Raw genomic sequence first — 13,382 nt, 5'->3', positions numbered from 1 at the left:
GGTCAGGGCTTCACCTAATAATATTAAGTCCTTTACGCCCCGGATTGCAAGCTCCAAGCCTAGCAGGGTGCTGAAGCACTCCGTTCATCCTTCGACCCTTCGAGGGGCTCAGGGCAGGCCCCCTCGACAGCCTTTAGCCCCGAGCCTGTCGAGGGGTCAGGACGAACGGAGGATGGATTGAAATCATTGGAGAATTTCCGTTCGTGCTGAGGCTCTCGAAGCACGAGGGGCTTTTTTCAGCATCCTGTTAGATATCCGGATGAAGCGGGATTCTAGTTTCCGCGGCGGATCGCCTGCGCGTAGATTTTTTCGTAGCCCTCCACCATCCGTTCCACGGAAAAGTTTTTTTCCACCCATGCGCGGCAGCGCTGGCGGTCGAGCTTGTCGACGGCGGCGACGGCTTGAACCATCTCGTCTTCGTCGCGCGCGAGAAAGCCGGTTTCGCCGTGTCGAACCAGCTCGGGCATGGCTCCGCGCGCATAGGCCAGCACCGGCGTTCCCGCAGCCATCGATTCGGCGACGACCATTCCGAACGGCTCGTCCCACTGGAGCGGGAACAGGAAACCGCGCGCCCGGCCCATCCACTGCACGAGCTCGGCGTAGGGCATCGCCTCGACGTGCCGGATCTGTTTCCCATCGACGTGCGGCCTCACCTCGCTGAGAAAATATTCCTCGCTCCAGGGCAAGTGCTTGGTGACCTGGCCGACGATAAGCAGCCGGACGTTCGCTTTCCGGGCGATTCGAATGGCTTCCGCGATTCCTTTCCCCGGCGTCATGCGGCCGACGGCGATGAAAAAATCCTCCGGCCTATCGTTGAACGGAATTTCCTCCGGCTCGACGCCGTTGTAGACCACGGGCAAAGACTCGTCGCCGAGCATCTTTGCCTGCGCGCGGCTCACACAGACGGGAAAACAATTCGGAAACTCTTTCCGATAATATTCATGGAGCGCTTTTTCGATGTAGGCGTAGGTGACGAGCGTAGGCGTCCGGGTCAAAGCTGAAAAATAAGGCGCCAGCGTCGGCCAATGGGCATGGATCAAATCGAAACGAGCCGCCTGCCGGTAAAGATGGTAGGTATTGCGCGCCTCGAATTCTTTTTCGAGATAGACGGTCGATTGAGGATCGTCGAGGCTGGCGACGGGCACAACGGACCGTACCGGACAATCGACCTTCGAGTCGCCCGAAGCGAAGAGCTCCACCTGATGGCCGCGCCGGGTAAGCTCGCGGCACAGATGATAAACGATGCGCTCGGTCCCGCCGTGCGTCTTCGGCGGCACGGAGAGATAGACGCTGGTGATCTCGGCGATCTTCATGACTCACGATTTTAATAGAGACCTATACTTCAATGCCCGGAGGAGGTCCACACCGCTCGACGACCGCCGCTCGAAGAATCTTCTTGATTTCTCTCTCCCAATCACGCAGAATCCCGCCTCTATAGGATAATCGGATAAGAGGAGATTGCTCATGACGCTTTGGCAGCTACAGGCGTTCTCGACCGTCGCCAAGGAAGGAAGCTTCACCAAGGCCGGAAAGGCCTTGAGCATCAGCCAGCCGTCGGTGTCGGCCTTGGTGATCGGTCTACAAAAAGAGCTTGGGGTAAAGCTCTTTGAGAAATTAGGCGTGAAACCCCACCTCACGGAAGCCGGCAGACGGCTCCTGAAACTCGTGGAGAGCGCGCTGGCCACCATCGAGAAGATTCCCGACGAGATGGACGAGATCAAGGGGATGAAGAAAGGCCGGCTTTCGGTCGGGGGATCGGGCTTTGCCGGCGCCACGCTGCTGCCCGTCGCCGTCCAGGCGTTTAAAAAATCCTTCCCTTCGATCGAAGTCAAGTTGATGATTCAACGAAGCGGGATCATCGAGGAAAAGCTGCTCAATGGAGAAGTGGACGTGGCCCTCATGGGCAACGCTCCTAAATCTTCCTTGATCGCCGCGACCCTTTATCAGGAAGAGAGAGTCGTCGTGATCGCGCCGCCCCGTCACCCGCTCGCCAAAAGACGCTCGGTGCGCTTGGAACAGGTCGCCCAAGAGCCCATTGTCGCCGATGAGAAAGGCACTCTCTCCAGAGAGATGGTGGAAAATGTTTTCAACCAGAGGAGACTCCCCTTCGTGCCGGTGCTGGAGATCAACGTCCTTTCCGCCGGGAGGGACGCCATCAAATCCGCCGTCGCCAACGACCTTGGAATAAGTTTTCTTCCCGAGCACTGCGTCGCTCTGGACGTCAAGGCAGGGCTGTTGAAGATTTTAAATGTCACCGACCTGAACGTAAAACGAGCGATGTATCTCGCCTATCATAAGAAGCGACGCAACAATCAACTGCTCCAGGCGTTTATCGAATTTTTGAAAAGTTATAAAGAACGCTGGGGAAAAATCGCGACGGCCGCCGGCAAACGAGGCAACGAAAGAACATCCCGGAGTTCTAGAGTCACTGCCCCGTGAGCTGTCGGAATTCCTCTACGTAAGTTTTATATCGCGTCCCCATATCTTGCGGCACCGCCTTCAACTGGAGCTTGCTTTGCTGCATTTTCGGCGACGGCGGATCGATGTCCCCGCGGGCCGGAATTCTATTCAACGATCGCACCAGCCCCTGCCCCTCCTTGGACAAAGTAAAATCGATAAAGAGCCTCGCCAGATTGGGATTATTCGGCTTGGCGCTGAGAGCGATGCCGTTCACCAATACGACAATAGGGTCGAGGGTGTTGTTCCATTCTATGGGCGCTCCGGCCTTCTTCATGGCTTCGACCGTGTGAGCGTAGACGATTCCCAAGGAAAATTCTCCGGCGGCGATGAGTTGCGCGATGAGGGTATGGCCCTTGCGCCATTGAATGTTTTGTTGGGCCAGGGATCTTATGAAGCTATGAGTATGATTCTTTCCCCAAGCGGCCAGCAGCGCGGCGTACAACGGGTATTCTTCCTGATCCATAGAGATATTATTTTTCCATTTGCCGGCGAGCAGATCCTTCCATATTCGCGGCGACTCCGCGTCGGAAACTAATTTTGTATTGTATCCAACCACGAAATAGTTGTTAAAAAGTCCGGTCCAGTGGCCGGCCGGGTCTCTGAATTCCGGCAAGTAAGCTTTGGCTTCGGGCGAAAGATACGGCGCGATTAAATGGTGCTGGATCAGAATACTGGTCCCTCCTATCGCTACGACGTCAAAATCCCATTTCCCCGCCCGCACCTCGCTCAATAGGCGATTCAAAGTCGCTTCGCCGCCGGAGCGCACCAGTTCGACCCTGGCAAAGGGATATTTTTTCATGAAACTGTCGACCAACAGCTTGGCGTCCGAGACGCTCATCGAGGTGTGCCAGACGAGCTTCCCTTCCTTCTTGGCGCCTTCGATCAGTTTGGCGGCGTGGTCCGCCTGTCCCCAGGCGCGGGCAGTGACAAGGGATGCGCAAACCAGGGCGATCAGAGAGAAAACCCGTATCATGTCAATCCAGCCCCACGCTTTGCCCTCTCGCTTGTGAGCGCTCTATACAGAATATTTCGTCGCGTTGTCAAGTCCTTCTTGGATTCTCCTTTGTCCACGGTGCGCCTTCGTTCCTAGACGTTGATCTTCTCTGCGTCATCTATATCTTCTAACATTCAACTAACAAGCACAGACAACATTTTTGTCCTAATCTATAGACTAATCGCATGATTTGTATACGCAGAAAGATTCTTGATTTCCATAACCTGCCGAGAGAAAATTCCTAATCGCTCACTTAGGAGATTCCCCGATGACATTGTGGCAGTTGAAGGCATTCGCCACCGTCGCGAAGGAAGGAAGCTTCACCAAGGCCGGGAAGGCCTTGAATATCAGCCAGCCGTCGGCCTCCGCTCTAGTGATCGGTCTAGAGAAAGAACTTAAGGTGAAGCTCTTCGAGAAGTTGGGCGTGAGGCCTCACCTCACCGAAGCCGGCAGGCGGCTGTTGAAACTTGCGGAGACCGTGCTGAGTACCGTCGATAAAATTCCCGACGAGATGGATCAAGTGAAGGGGCTGAAGAAAGGGAGGCTCATGGTTGGTGGTGCAGGCATCGCGACGGCTACCTTTCTGCCGGTGGCCATACAAAAGTTCAAGAAGGAGTATCCCGGGGTCGATGTCGACCTAACGATCCAGACGAGCGAGGCCTTGGAGCAGAAACTGCTGGAAGGGAACATCGACCTTGCAATCCTGAGCTGGCTTCCACGCTCGCGTCTCCTTCTGAGCGAGCTCTATCTAGAGGAGGACGTTGTGGCTATTGCGCCACCGAGGCATCCTCTCACCAAAAGACGTTCCGTACCCTTAACGCTTCTGGCTAAGCAACCGTTGGTTACGTATGAGAAAGGCACTCCAATCCGAAATATGCTTGAGAAAAAGTTCGCGGAGAAAGGCATCCCCGCTATATCCGCGGTGGAGGTCAATCTCCAAATGGGTAGCAGAGATGCCATCAGAGGCGTGGTGGCCAATGGGCTGGGCATTGGCTTCTTGAGCAAGGTCCATGTCATGTCAGATGTTAAGGCCGGCAGGCTAAAAATTTTGAAGGTGCCGGAGCTCAACATCAAAAGAACCATGTACATCGTGGTTCACAAGAACCAACAGAGATCTCCTCTAGTCCGGGCGTTTATCGACTTTCTTAGAGGTTCCAAGGGGCGCCCGTAAAGTGGGAGATTAGAATAGAGGTTCCGCTACGCAGTCCTGGCTGGGCTATAGACCAAAGATGCGCCTGAACTCGTGAACGTATTCGCTATAGCGCGTTCCAATGTCCACGGGAACCGCCTTAAGCTTGAGCTTGGTCTGGTCTAATTTCGGTGCGAGGGGCTCCACGTCCGAACGTGCCGCGACGCGATTAAAGGAGCGGATCATTGCCTGACCCTCTCGAGAAAGAACAAAGTCTATAAAAAGCCTTGCGGCATTCGGATGATTCGGTTTGGAGCTGAGGCCGATGCCGCTGATCGAAGCGACGATGGGATTGAGCGTATTTACCCAGTCTACCGGGGCGCCTTTCTTCTTCATTTCCTCTATCCGGTGTGCATAGACAATGGCCATAGGAAACTCTCCCGCGCCCATCAATTGAGCAATCAGGGTATGGCCCTTCTTCCAGTGGATGCTCTGCCGCGCCAAGGCCTGCATATACTTCTCGGTTTTCTCCCTGCCCCAGGCCGCAAGCAGCGTAGCATACCCGGGGTATTCTTCTTGATCGATGGAGATGTTCCCTTTCCACTTGGGATCGAGGAGATCTTCCCACCCTTTGGGGGCGTCTTTCTCAGATACCAGCCTGCTGTTGTACCCGAGGACATAGTAGTTGGCAAAAATCCCGGTCCAGTGGCCACCGGGATCTTTCATCTCTTTCAGATAAGCCTTGGCTTCTGGAGAGACGTAGGGAGAGATGAGCCTGTGGTGAACGAGGATATTGATCTCGGTCATGGCCGCTAGATCAAACCCCCATTTGCCGGCGCGGGTCTCGGTCAGAATCCGATTGAGGGTATTTTCCGCGGTGCCCCGGAAAACTTCAACGTCGGCAACGAAAGGATATCTCTTCTTGAAGGCCTCCGCCATGAGATTGGCATCCGATGCTCCCATGGCCGTATACCACACCAGTCGCCGTTCTTTTTTTGCGCCTTCGATCAGACTGACGGTGTGATCGGATTGACCCCAAGCCGGGCGGGTGGAAACAGAAAGGCAAAAAAGCATTATCAGAGAAACAACTGTGTTAATCAGCATCACAGCTCTCCTCTCGTTGTCGGAGCTTCTGTACTTCACTTGCACGTTGTCAACGAAACGGTAAAGAGAAGTGGCCCTCCCGCTCGGTGTTATACGCCGCGGCCTTCCTGCGCTGATAGCACTTCGAACAAAGCGCGATAGCTTCTCTTTGACGGGAAACGATGACGCGCCGGCTGCCGCACTCGCTGCAGCGATGGCGGGGATGCAGGCGCCGTCGATAGCACGGCCCGCAAACGGGTCCCATCGAGGGCGGTCGCGTGTGGACCGGCTTCACCTGCGCGCAGAGAGCGCACCGTTCGGGAGCGCGGCGTTTCGCATGACATGGGCCGCAGAGCGGTTTCCCCGTTCGGCTGCGCGCTTCCACGGCGCGAAGTGCGCCGCATGTTGAACACCACGCCACGTTGATGTTTTTGCTGTAGCACCGCCGGCACACCGCGTTTCCGTCAAGACGGAACTGCACGACGCCCGGCTTGTGGCACAGGACGCACGATTCACGAGGTCTGAATCGTCGCTCATAGCACTTTTGACAGATAGGAGCGCCGCTTTTTGTGAACAGGGAGACGATATCTAGACGGCCGCATCGGGAGCACTCCTGTTTTGGCTGCAGCAAGCGCTTGTAGCACGAGTCGCAGACGCTTTGGCCCTGAGGACCCCGACTCGCCACCGGCCTACGCCGACCGCAGTGGCGACAGGTCGCTATATTCACCTCCCGCTGATAGCAAGTCCGGCAATACGGCCGGTCCTCAGCCATCCACCTGTGAACAGCGCGGCTCATGCCGCAGGAGGCGCACTTGTGCTTGGGCGCAAGCTCCTTCTGGTAACACGTATAGCATACTATGCCGTCAACCGCGTTGCTCCACCAGGTTTTCGCCCTGGGCTTTTTACAAAGACTGCATTGGGTGCTCACGCTAGCGCCTCGATGCTGAATTCGTCCGCGCTGATTTTCGCAGCTGTTCCCTTCCCCTTACTTCACCAACCCCACGCTCTTGAAGAACCCCGATTTTTCGAGCGCCTCGACGAACGAGTTGTCGAAGAACTCTTTCGGGTCCGAATTCCTGGCCTGGGGAAACTCCTTCTCATCCATGTAGCCGAACTGCGCCTTGATGGCGTCGGCGCGCACCAAAAGATTCATCTCCCAGTACGGCGCGAAGGCGTCGTAAGTTCCGTCGATCGTCGGCGCGTCCTCGATCTTGCCGTATTTGCCGATCGCCTTTTTGGCGATCTCCGGCTGCTTTCTCGACATGATGACCGCCTCGGCCATCGCTTTGAGAAAAGCGTAGACGGTGTTCGGGTTCGACTTGAGATATTTCTCCGTCGTTCCGTAAGTGACTTGAAGGCCGGGGATGTTCAATTTGCCGATGTCCGCGAGAAGGTTAAGGCCCGCGTCCTTGGCTTTGAGCGTATTCGGCGCGGAGAGCGTCCCGGCGGCGGTCTTGCCGCTGATGATCGAGCTCAAAATCGCCGGAACGGATTGAACGTAGAGGATTTGCACGTCCTTGTCCGGCGCCAGGCCGTTTTTCTTGAGCGCTTCGCGCGTCGCCGTGTCGAGCGCGGCGCGCGGCGTGCTCGCCGCCACCGCCTTGCCTTTCAATTGCTGCACCGAGCCGATCTCCTTGGCGCCCCACATCTGAAAAACGAACTGCTGCATCGTGCCGCCGAAATACTTGACTCGCGCTCCGTGCATCCGCGCGTTGATGAGGTCCGGACCGTCGGTATAGAAATCCGCGTCCTCGGAGACAACTGCCTGGGCGGAGACTTGAGGAGTCATAAGCTGAACTTTGGCGTTCACCCCATACTTCTTGAAAAGTCCGGCTTCGTACGCGACCCATATCGGCGTAAAGGCGCCGCTGGGTTGCGCGTAGGTGACAATGACGTCGCTCTTCTCCGGTTTGCCGCCGACTTCGGCCGCGAAGCAAGAAACAGCCACGACAAGCACCGCCAATGAAAACACGACTGCTTGAACATTACGGCCGATCAGGCGCACATGAGCCCCCTTCACGCCTCCGTGGCGCGGCCGTCGAGCAAACGCAGCTCCACGGCATAGGTCCCGTTCCATTCGTTCTCATTCAAACGATAAACAACATCGATTCTGGACTGGGGAGCTTCCGGCCAGCGTTCCTCCAGGCCGAACGCGACCGCGCCGAAGGTCCTCCCCGCGTGACGCAGCTTGAAGCGCGACCCGCCGTTGATGCCCTTGCGCTCGCAGATCTCGACGCCGCGAGTCATGAAGACCGGCTCGGGATTGCCGATGCCGAAAGGCTCGAGCTCGCCGATCTGCCGCAGCAACTCGACCCCGATCCGGGAAAAATCGAGCTCCGCGTCCACGTCGATCACCGGCGTCAAATGCTCCGGCGTGAGCGACTTCCGCGCCACATCTTCGAACCGCTCCGCAAACGAAGAGAACTTTTCCTGCCGGATCGTGAGACCGGCGGCATACTCGTGCCCGCCGAACTTTTCCAGCCATTCGCCGCAGCCGCGAAACGCCTCCACCATGTGGAAGCCGCGGATGCCGCGCGCCGATCCCTTGCCCACTCCTTCATGAAACCCGACGACCACGGTGGGCCGATAAAATCTTTCGACGATGCGCGAGGCGACGATGCCCAAAACCCCCGGGTGCCACCCCTCCCACCCCAGAACGAGGGAGCAGCGGCCGCCGATCTCCGCGCCCGCCTGTTCCATCGCCTCGCGTAAAACTTTTGCTTCGGTCGCCTGCCGCTCGCGGTTGTGCGCGTCGAGTTCCCGCGCGATTCTCAGCGCCTCCTCGGCGGAATCGGTCGTCAGCATCTCGACCACCTTGAGCGCCGCGTCCATCCGCCCGGCGGCGTTGATCCTGGGTCCGAGCCTGAAGCCCACCTGCCCGGCGGTGATTTCTCCGGCGGCCACGCCGGCGACCTGCTTCAGCGCCAGAATGCCGGGGCGGGTCGAGCCGCCCAAGACTTCGAGGCCGCGCCGCGACAGAACGCGATTCACCCCCTTCAAGGGAACCATGTCGGCGATCGTGCCGAGCGTGACGACGTCGAGACAACGTCGGATATCGGGGACTTCCGCGCCGCCGAACCAGCCCGCGTCGCGGAGCTTCGCCCGGAGACCGATGATCAAATAAAACGCGAGACCGGCGCCGCAGAGCCCCTTGTCGGGAAAGGCGCAACTCGCCTGATGCGGATTCAAGATCGCGAGCGCGGGAGGGAGAAGCTCAGGCGGCTGGTGATGATCGACGACCACCACGTCGATGCCCAACGATTGCGCGAGCTCGATCTCTGCATAATTCGAAACGCCGCAGTCCACGCTGACGAGGACGCGGACTCCCTGCGCGTGCAACTGCCGGATGCCTTCGGCGTTGAGACCGTACCCCTCGTCGATTCTATGCGGGATGTAGTAGATCGCGTTGCAGCCGATCTCTCTCAGAAAACAGATCAAAGCGGCGGTCCCGGTGGTTCCATCGACGTCGTAATCGCCCCAGACGCAGATCAGCTCGCCGCGCGCGACGGCGGACGCCAGCCGCTCGGCGGCGCACTCCATGCCGTTCATGAGAAACGGCGAGGGCAAGTCGGAGCGTAGACTGGAGGAGAGAAAGCGCCTGGCGGCTTCCGGCTCGGCCAAGCCGCGATGCGCCAGGAGCCGCGCAATCAGGGGTTCGACCGGAAGCGCCTGGGAGAGACGGGCAACGCAATCCTCATCCGCCTCTCTTAGAATCCAGCGCTTCAACATAGTCCTAATTTTGAATTTTAAGTTTTGAGTTTTTAGTTTCGGCTCAAAACTAACAACTGAGAGAACTAAAAATTAAAAACTCAGGTTTTTTTCTTGCCTCTCTCCCACATGAGAATGATCGGGCTGGCGATGAAGATCGTCGAGTAGACGCCGGAGAAAAAGCCCACCATGAGGGAAAAAGCGAAAGGCCGAATCACGGCCCCGCCGAGAATAAACAGCGCGAGGAGGACCATGAGCGCCGTGCCGGTCGTAATAATGGTGCGGCTAAGGCATTCGTTGATGCTGGTGTTGACGACCTTTTCCAGTCCCTCTCTTTTGCTTCGGCGCATGTTCTCGCGTATGCGATCGCAAATCACGACCGTGTCATTCACCGAAAAGCCGACGATCGTCAAGAGCGCGGCCACGATGGTGAGATCGAATTCGTAGCCGATAAGAATGATCCCGCCGACCGTGACCAGCACATCGTGAATCAACGCGATCACGGCGCCGATGCCGAAGCGCAGCTCGAAGCGAAACCAGATATAAACTCCCATCATGACCGTGGCCGCGATCACCGACCAGGTCGCCCGATCGCGCAGCTCCTTGCCCACCTTGGGCCCGACCGACTCGACTCTGCGGATCTCCACCTGGTTTTGACCGAACTGGCCGGCGAGAGCGCCGCGGAGCTTCTCGCCGAGAGCGCCCAGCTCGCCCGGCGGCCTTTCCAGACGCACGAGAAACTCGTTCTCGCCTTCCTTGCCGAAGTCCTGGATCACGCTGTCGCCCAGGCCGATCGGCGTCAGCGCGCGCCGGATGTCCGGGATCGAGACCTTCTGCTGAAACTTGAGCTGCACCACGGTGCCGCCGGCGAAGTCCACGCCCAGGTTGGGGCCTCTCGTGAACAGCAAAAGCAGCACGACGAGGTTCACCGCCGTGGACACGATCACCGCGACGGTGCGGTACTTGGTAAACGGTATGTTCGTTCCGGGCCTGATGATCTCCATCGCCTTCCTCTCAGATGCTGACGCGCGCGAGCGTGCGGCCGGCTATGCGATAGTCGTAGTGGATTCGCGTCAGATAAACCGCGCTGAGAACCGTCGTGAGAATACCGACGCACAGGGTGACCGCGAATCCCTTGATCGGACCCGTGCCGAACTGAAAAAGGATCAAGCCGGAGAGAATCGTCGTGATGTTGGAGTCGAGAATTGCCGGCAAAGCGCGCTCGTAGCCCGCCTCGATCGACGCGCGCGGCGACTTTCCCGCCCGCAGCTCTTCGCGAATGCGCTCATTGATGAGCACGTTGGCGTCGACCGCCATGCCCACCGTCAGGACGATGCCGGCAATGCCGGGCAGTGTCAGCACCGCCTTGAAGCCGGCCAGAATCGCCAGCAGGTAGAGGATATTGAAAATTACCGCTACGTCGGCGAGGAGGCCGGCGCCCTTGTAGTAGGCGATCATGAATAAAATGACCAGGCCGCCGCCCGTGATGAATGAAATAATGCCCTGGCGGATCGAATCGCTTCCGAGCGACGGCCCGACGGTGCGCTCTTCGACGATCTCCACCGGCGCCGGGAGGGCGCCCGCCCTGAGAACGATGGCGAGGTCGCGCGCCTCTTTCATATCGAAGCTTCCCGTGATCGAGGCGCGCCCGCCGCCGATGCGCTCCTGGATGACCGGCGCCGAGTAGACTTTGTTGTCGAGAACGATCGCCAGCCGGCGCTTCACGTTCTCGGCCGTGATGCGCTCGAAAAGCCGCGCGCCGGTGCTGTTGAGAATCAGCTCCACGTAAGGCCCTTCCAGGCGCTCGCTGGGACGGACGCGCGCGTCGGCTATGTACTCGCCGGTCATCAACGCCTGCGAATGCACCAGATACGGCACCTTCTCGCCTCCGGATCTTCCATCCCCTCGGGGTCCGTAGCCGTAAAGAATCTCGGTTCCGGACGGCGGATTGCGCAGCGCATCTTCGCTGACCGGCTCGACCAAGAGCTTGAATTCAAGCAGCGCGGTCTTGCCGATAATCTCCTTGGCGCGCTCCGGGTCTTGAATCCCCGGCAGTTGCACCAGAATGTCCTGCTGTCCGTGGCGCTGGATGATCGGCTCGCTCACCCCGAATTGATCGATGCGGTTGCGGATCGTCTCCAGGGATTGGTCCACGGTGCCGTCGCGCAACGCGCGGAGCTCCTTTTCGCTCAAGCCGACCGTCAGCTCCACGCCGCCGCCTCCGGTTTGAGAATTGATCACCGTAAGATTGCCGAAATCGCTCTTGAGCAGGTCCCTGAGCTTGTCGGCGACGGCCGGCGGCCCCTTGATGTGGATCTGATTGCCGCGCCGCGAAACCTCGGTCGCCGCGATCCCCTTTTCGCGCAGCAGCTTGAGCAGATCTTCTTTGGTCCGTTCGACCGTGTTCTCGATCGCCTTGTCCACCTTCACTTCCAGCACGAGATGAGTGCCGCCCTGGAGATCCAATCCCAGATGGATGCGATCGGCCGGCAGGTATTGACTCCACCACGGCGGCAGCTCTGGGACAAAGGACGGAACCAAATAAACGACCGCCACCGCGGTCAGAGCTAAAAATATGGCCACGCGAACCAGGACACCCCGCTGCATGCTATTGCTCCTTGGCTTCTTTCGTTCCGGCTTTTTCTTTCACGATGTCAGAGATCTGCGGCCGATGAACGCGGATGCGCACATTGGGCGCCACTTCCAAAGTCACCACCGTATCCGCCAGGGCCACCACCTTACCGTAAATCCCGCCCGACGTCATCACCTCGTCGTTTTTTTTGAGCTGACGAAGCATCTGCTGATGTTCTTTGGACTTCTTCTGCTGCGGCCGGATGAGCAGAACATAAAATATGATGAACACCAGGATCAGCGGCGCGAAGCTGACCAGCGAGCCGATCCCGCCGGAGCCCGGGCCCGTTTGGGCGTATGCCACATCGAACATGATTCCTCCTATTCCGAGTCCGATTTTTGCAATACGAAGCGCGCGTCCCGTTGCCAGAATTCCGCGCGGTCTTCTCGAATTGCGTTCCGCAAACTTTCCATCAGCCGATGATAAAAAGCAAGGTTGTGCAGCGTCATCAGATGAGCCGCAAGAATCTCGCCGGCCTGATGCAGGTGGCGAAGGTAGGCGCGGGAAAAATTGCGGCAGCAGTAACACGCGCAGGACTCGTCCGCCGGCCGGGCGTCGCTCGCGTACTCCGCCCGGCGGATGTTCATTTTTCCGGCGGCGGTGAACAGCGTTCCGTTGCGCGCGTTGCGCGTCGGCAGCACGCAATCGAAAAGATCGTACCCGGCGCGCACGGCGAAAATCAGATCCTCCGGACGCCCGACGCCCATGAGGTAGCGCGGGCGATCTTCCGGCAACAGCCCCGCGGTGAACTCGCTCATGGCGCGAAGCGCCGCCTCTCCTTCGCCCACTCCCAGGCCGCCGGCGGCGAAACCGTCAAATGGCAAACCGGTCAGTTCGCGCGCGCCTTCGCGCCGCAGGTCTTCATACATGCCCCCCTGAACGATTGCAAAGAGCGCCATGTCGTTTTTTTTTCGGGCGTTGAGCGAACGCTCCGCCCATCGGATCGTGCGCAGCGTCGACGCGCGCGCATAATCCCGCCCCGACGGATGGGGTATGCACTCGTCCAAAACCATCGCGATGTCGCTGCCGAGGTCTTCCTGGACTTCGACGACCTTTTCAGGCGTAAGCAGATGGCTCGAGCCGTCCAGGTGCGACTGGAATTGAACGCCCTCTTCGGTGATTTTTCTGAGCGCGTCGAGGCTGAAGACCTGATAACCGCCGCTATCCGTGAGAATCGGCCGCTTCCAGCCCATGAAGCGGTGCAGACCGCCCAGCTCCCGGATGACTTCGACGCCGGGCCGGAGGTAAGCATGATAGGTATTCCCCAGAAGGATCTGGCAGCCGATCTCTTCCAGGTCCCTCGGCGCCATCGCCTTCACGCTCGCTTGCGTTCCCACCGGCATGAACGCCGGAGTCTCAACGTCGCCGTGCGGCGT

11 protein-coding genes are annotated in these 13,382 nt (G+C 58.5%); 2 read left to right on the top strand and 9 right to left on the bottom strand.

Annotated features, from left to right (window positions below):
• Positions 1 to 272: 272 nt before the first annotated feature.
• Positions 273 to 1,313 carry a glycosyltransferase family 4 protein gene (locus VGL70_10415; GenBank protein HEY3303932.1) on the bottom strand — a complete coding sequence of 347 codons (1,041 nt, stop codon included), beginning with the start codon at positions 1,311 to 1,313 and terminating at the stop codon, positions 273 to 275.
• Between the two features lie 151 nt (positions 1,314 to 1,464).
• Between VGL70_10415 and VGL70_10410 the strand changes: the two genes are divergently transcribed.
• Positions 1,465 to 2,439 (top strand): LysR family transcriptional regulator, encoded by a 975-nt coding sequence (locus VGL70_10410; protein ID HEY3303931.1) that lies wholly within the window; start codon positions 1,465 to 1,467, stop codon positions 2,437 to 2,439.
• On the opposite strand, the gene VGL70_10405 is transcribed toward VGL70_10410, so the two are convergent.
• Positions 2,426 to 3,433: an extracellular solute-binding protein gene (locus VGL70_10405; protein ID HEY3303930.1), complete on the bottom strand. Its 1,008-nt coding sequence runs from the start codon at positions 3,431 to 3,433 to the stop codon at positions 2,426 to 2,428. The two genes, VGL70_10410 and VGL70_10405, sit on opposite strands and share 14 nt — an antisense overlap.
• 289 nt (positions 3,434 to 3,722) lie before the next feature.
• On the opposite strand from VGL70_10405, the gene VGL70_10400 reads away from it, so the two are divergent.
• On the top strand, positions 3,723 to 4,625 hold the full coding sequence (locus VGL70_10400) for a LysR family transcriptional regulator (GenBank protein HEY3303929.1): 903 nt from the start codon (positions 3,723 to 3,725) through the stop codon (positions 4,623 to 4,625).
• 45 nt (positions 4,626 to 4,670) lie between these two features.
• Here the strand turns inward: VGL70_10400 and VGL70_10395 are convergent, their stop codons facing one another.
• The 7 genes from VGL70_10395 to tgt form a co-directional block, all read right to left on the bottom strand.
• Positions 4,671 to 5,687: an extracellular solute-binding protein gene (locus VGL70_10395; protein HEY3303928.1), complete on the bottom strand. Its 1,017-nt coding sequence runs from the start codon at positions 5,685 to 5,687 to the stop codon at positions 4,671 to 4,673.
• A 964-nt stretch (positions 5,688 to 6,651) separates the two neighbouring features.
• A complete protein-coding gene (locus tag VGL70_10390; protein ID HEY3303927.1) occupies positions 6,652 to 7,614 on the bottom strand; it encodes an ABC transporter substrate-binding protein in 963 nt (320 codons plus the stop codon).
• Positions 7,615 to 7,682: 68 nt separating this feature from the next.
• Positions 7,683 to 9,395 carry a single-stranded-DNA-specific exonuclease RecJ gene (gene recJ, locus VGL70_10385; protein HEY3303926.1) on the bottom strand — a complete coding sequence of 571 codons (1,713 nt, stop codon included), beginning with the start codon at positions 9,393 to 9,395 and terminating at the stop codon, positions 7,683 to 7,685.
• A gap of 80 nt (positions 9,396 to 9,475) precedes the next feature.
• Positions 9,476 to 10,378: a protein translocase subunit SecF gene (gene secF / locus VGL70_10380; protein ID HEY3303925.1), complete on the bottom strand. Its 903-nt coding sequence runs from the start codon at positions 10,376 to 10,378 to the stop codon at positions 9,476 to 9,478.
• A gap of 10 nt (positions 10,379 to 10,388) precedes the next feature.
• A complete protein-coding gene (gene secD, locus VGL70_10375) occupies positions 10,389 to 11,981 on the bottom strand; it encodes a protein translocase subunit SecD (protein ID HEY3303924.1) in 1,593 nt (530 codons plus the stop codon).
• A gap of 1 nt (position 11,982) precedes the next feature.
• Positions 11,983 to 12,318: a preprotein translocase subunit YajC gene (yajC, locus tag VGL70_10370; GenBank protein ID HEY3303923.1), complete on the bottom strand. Its 336-nt coding sequence runs from the start codon at positions 12,316 to 12,318 to the stop codon at positions 11,983 to 11,985.
• 8 nt (positions 12,319 to 12,326) lie between these two features.
• Positions 12,327 to 13,382 (bottom strand): tRNA guanosine(34) transglycosylase Tgt (gene tgt / locus VGL70_10365; GenBank protein ID HEY3303922.1); only part of this gene is annotated, 1,056 nt, incomplete at its 5' end.

It is taken from the genome of Candidatus Binatia bacterium, assembly GCA_036504975.1.
Classification (GTDB): domain Bacteria; phylum Desulfobacterota; class Binatia; order UBA9968; family UBA9968; genus JAJPJQ01.
Note: the sequence above shows the minus strand (reverse complement) of the source record. Positions and strands in the feature narration are given on the sequence as shown.

Coding starts and splice junctions, on each gene's coding strand:
- VGL70_10405 (HEY3303930.1), bottom strand. CDS start 3,433: ATGATACGGGTTTTCTCTCTGATCGCCCTGGTTTGCGCATCCCTTGTC.
- VGL70_10410 (HEY3303931.1), top strand. CDS start 1,465: ATGACGCTTTGGCAGCTACAGGCGTTCTCGACCGTCGCCAAGGAAGGA.
- VGL70_10415 (HEY3303932.1), bottom strand. CDS start 1,313: ATGAAGATCGCCGAGATCACCAGCGTCTATCTCTCCGTGCCGCCGAAG.
- secF (HEY3303925.1), bottom strand. CDS start 10,378: ATGGAGATCATCAGGCCCGGAACGAACATACCGTTTACCAAGTACCGC.
- VGL70_10395 (HEY3303928.1), bottom strand. CDS start 5,687: ATGCTGATTAACACAGTTGTTTCTCTGATAATGCTTTTTTGCCTTTCT.
- secD (HEY3303924.1), bottom strand. CDS start 11,981: ATGCAGCGGGGTGTCCTGGTTCGCGTGGCCATATTTTTAGCTCTGACC.
- yajC (HEY3303923.1), bottom strand. CDS start 12,318: ATGTTCGATGTGGCATACGCCCAAACGGGCCCGGGCTCCGGCGGGATC.
- recJ (HEY3303926.1), bottom strand. CDS start 9,395: ATGTTGAAGCGCTGGATTCTAAGAGAGGCGGATGAGGATTGCGTTGCC.
- VGL70_10400 (HEY3303929.1), top strand. CDS start 3,723: ATGACATTGTGGCAGTTGAAGGCATTCGCCACCGTCGCGAAGGAAGGA.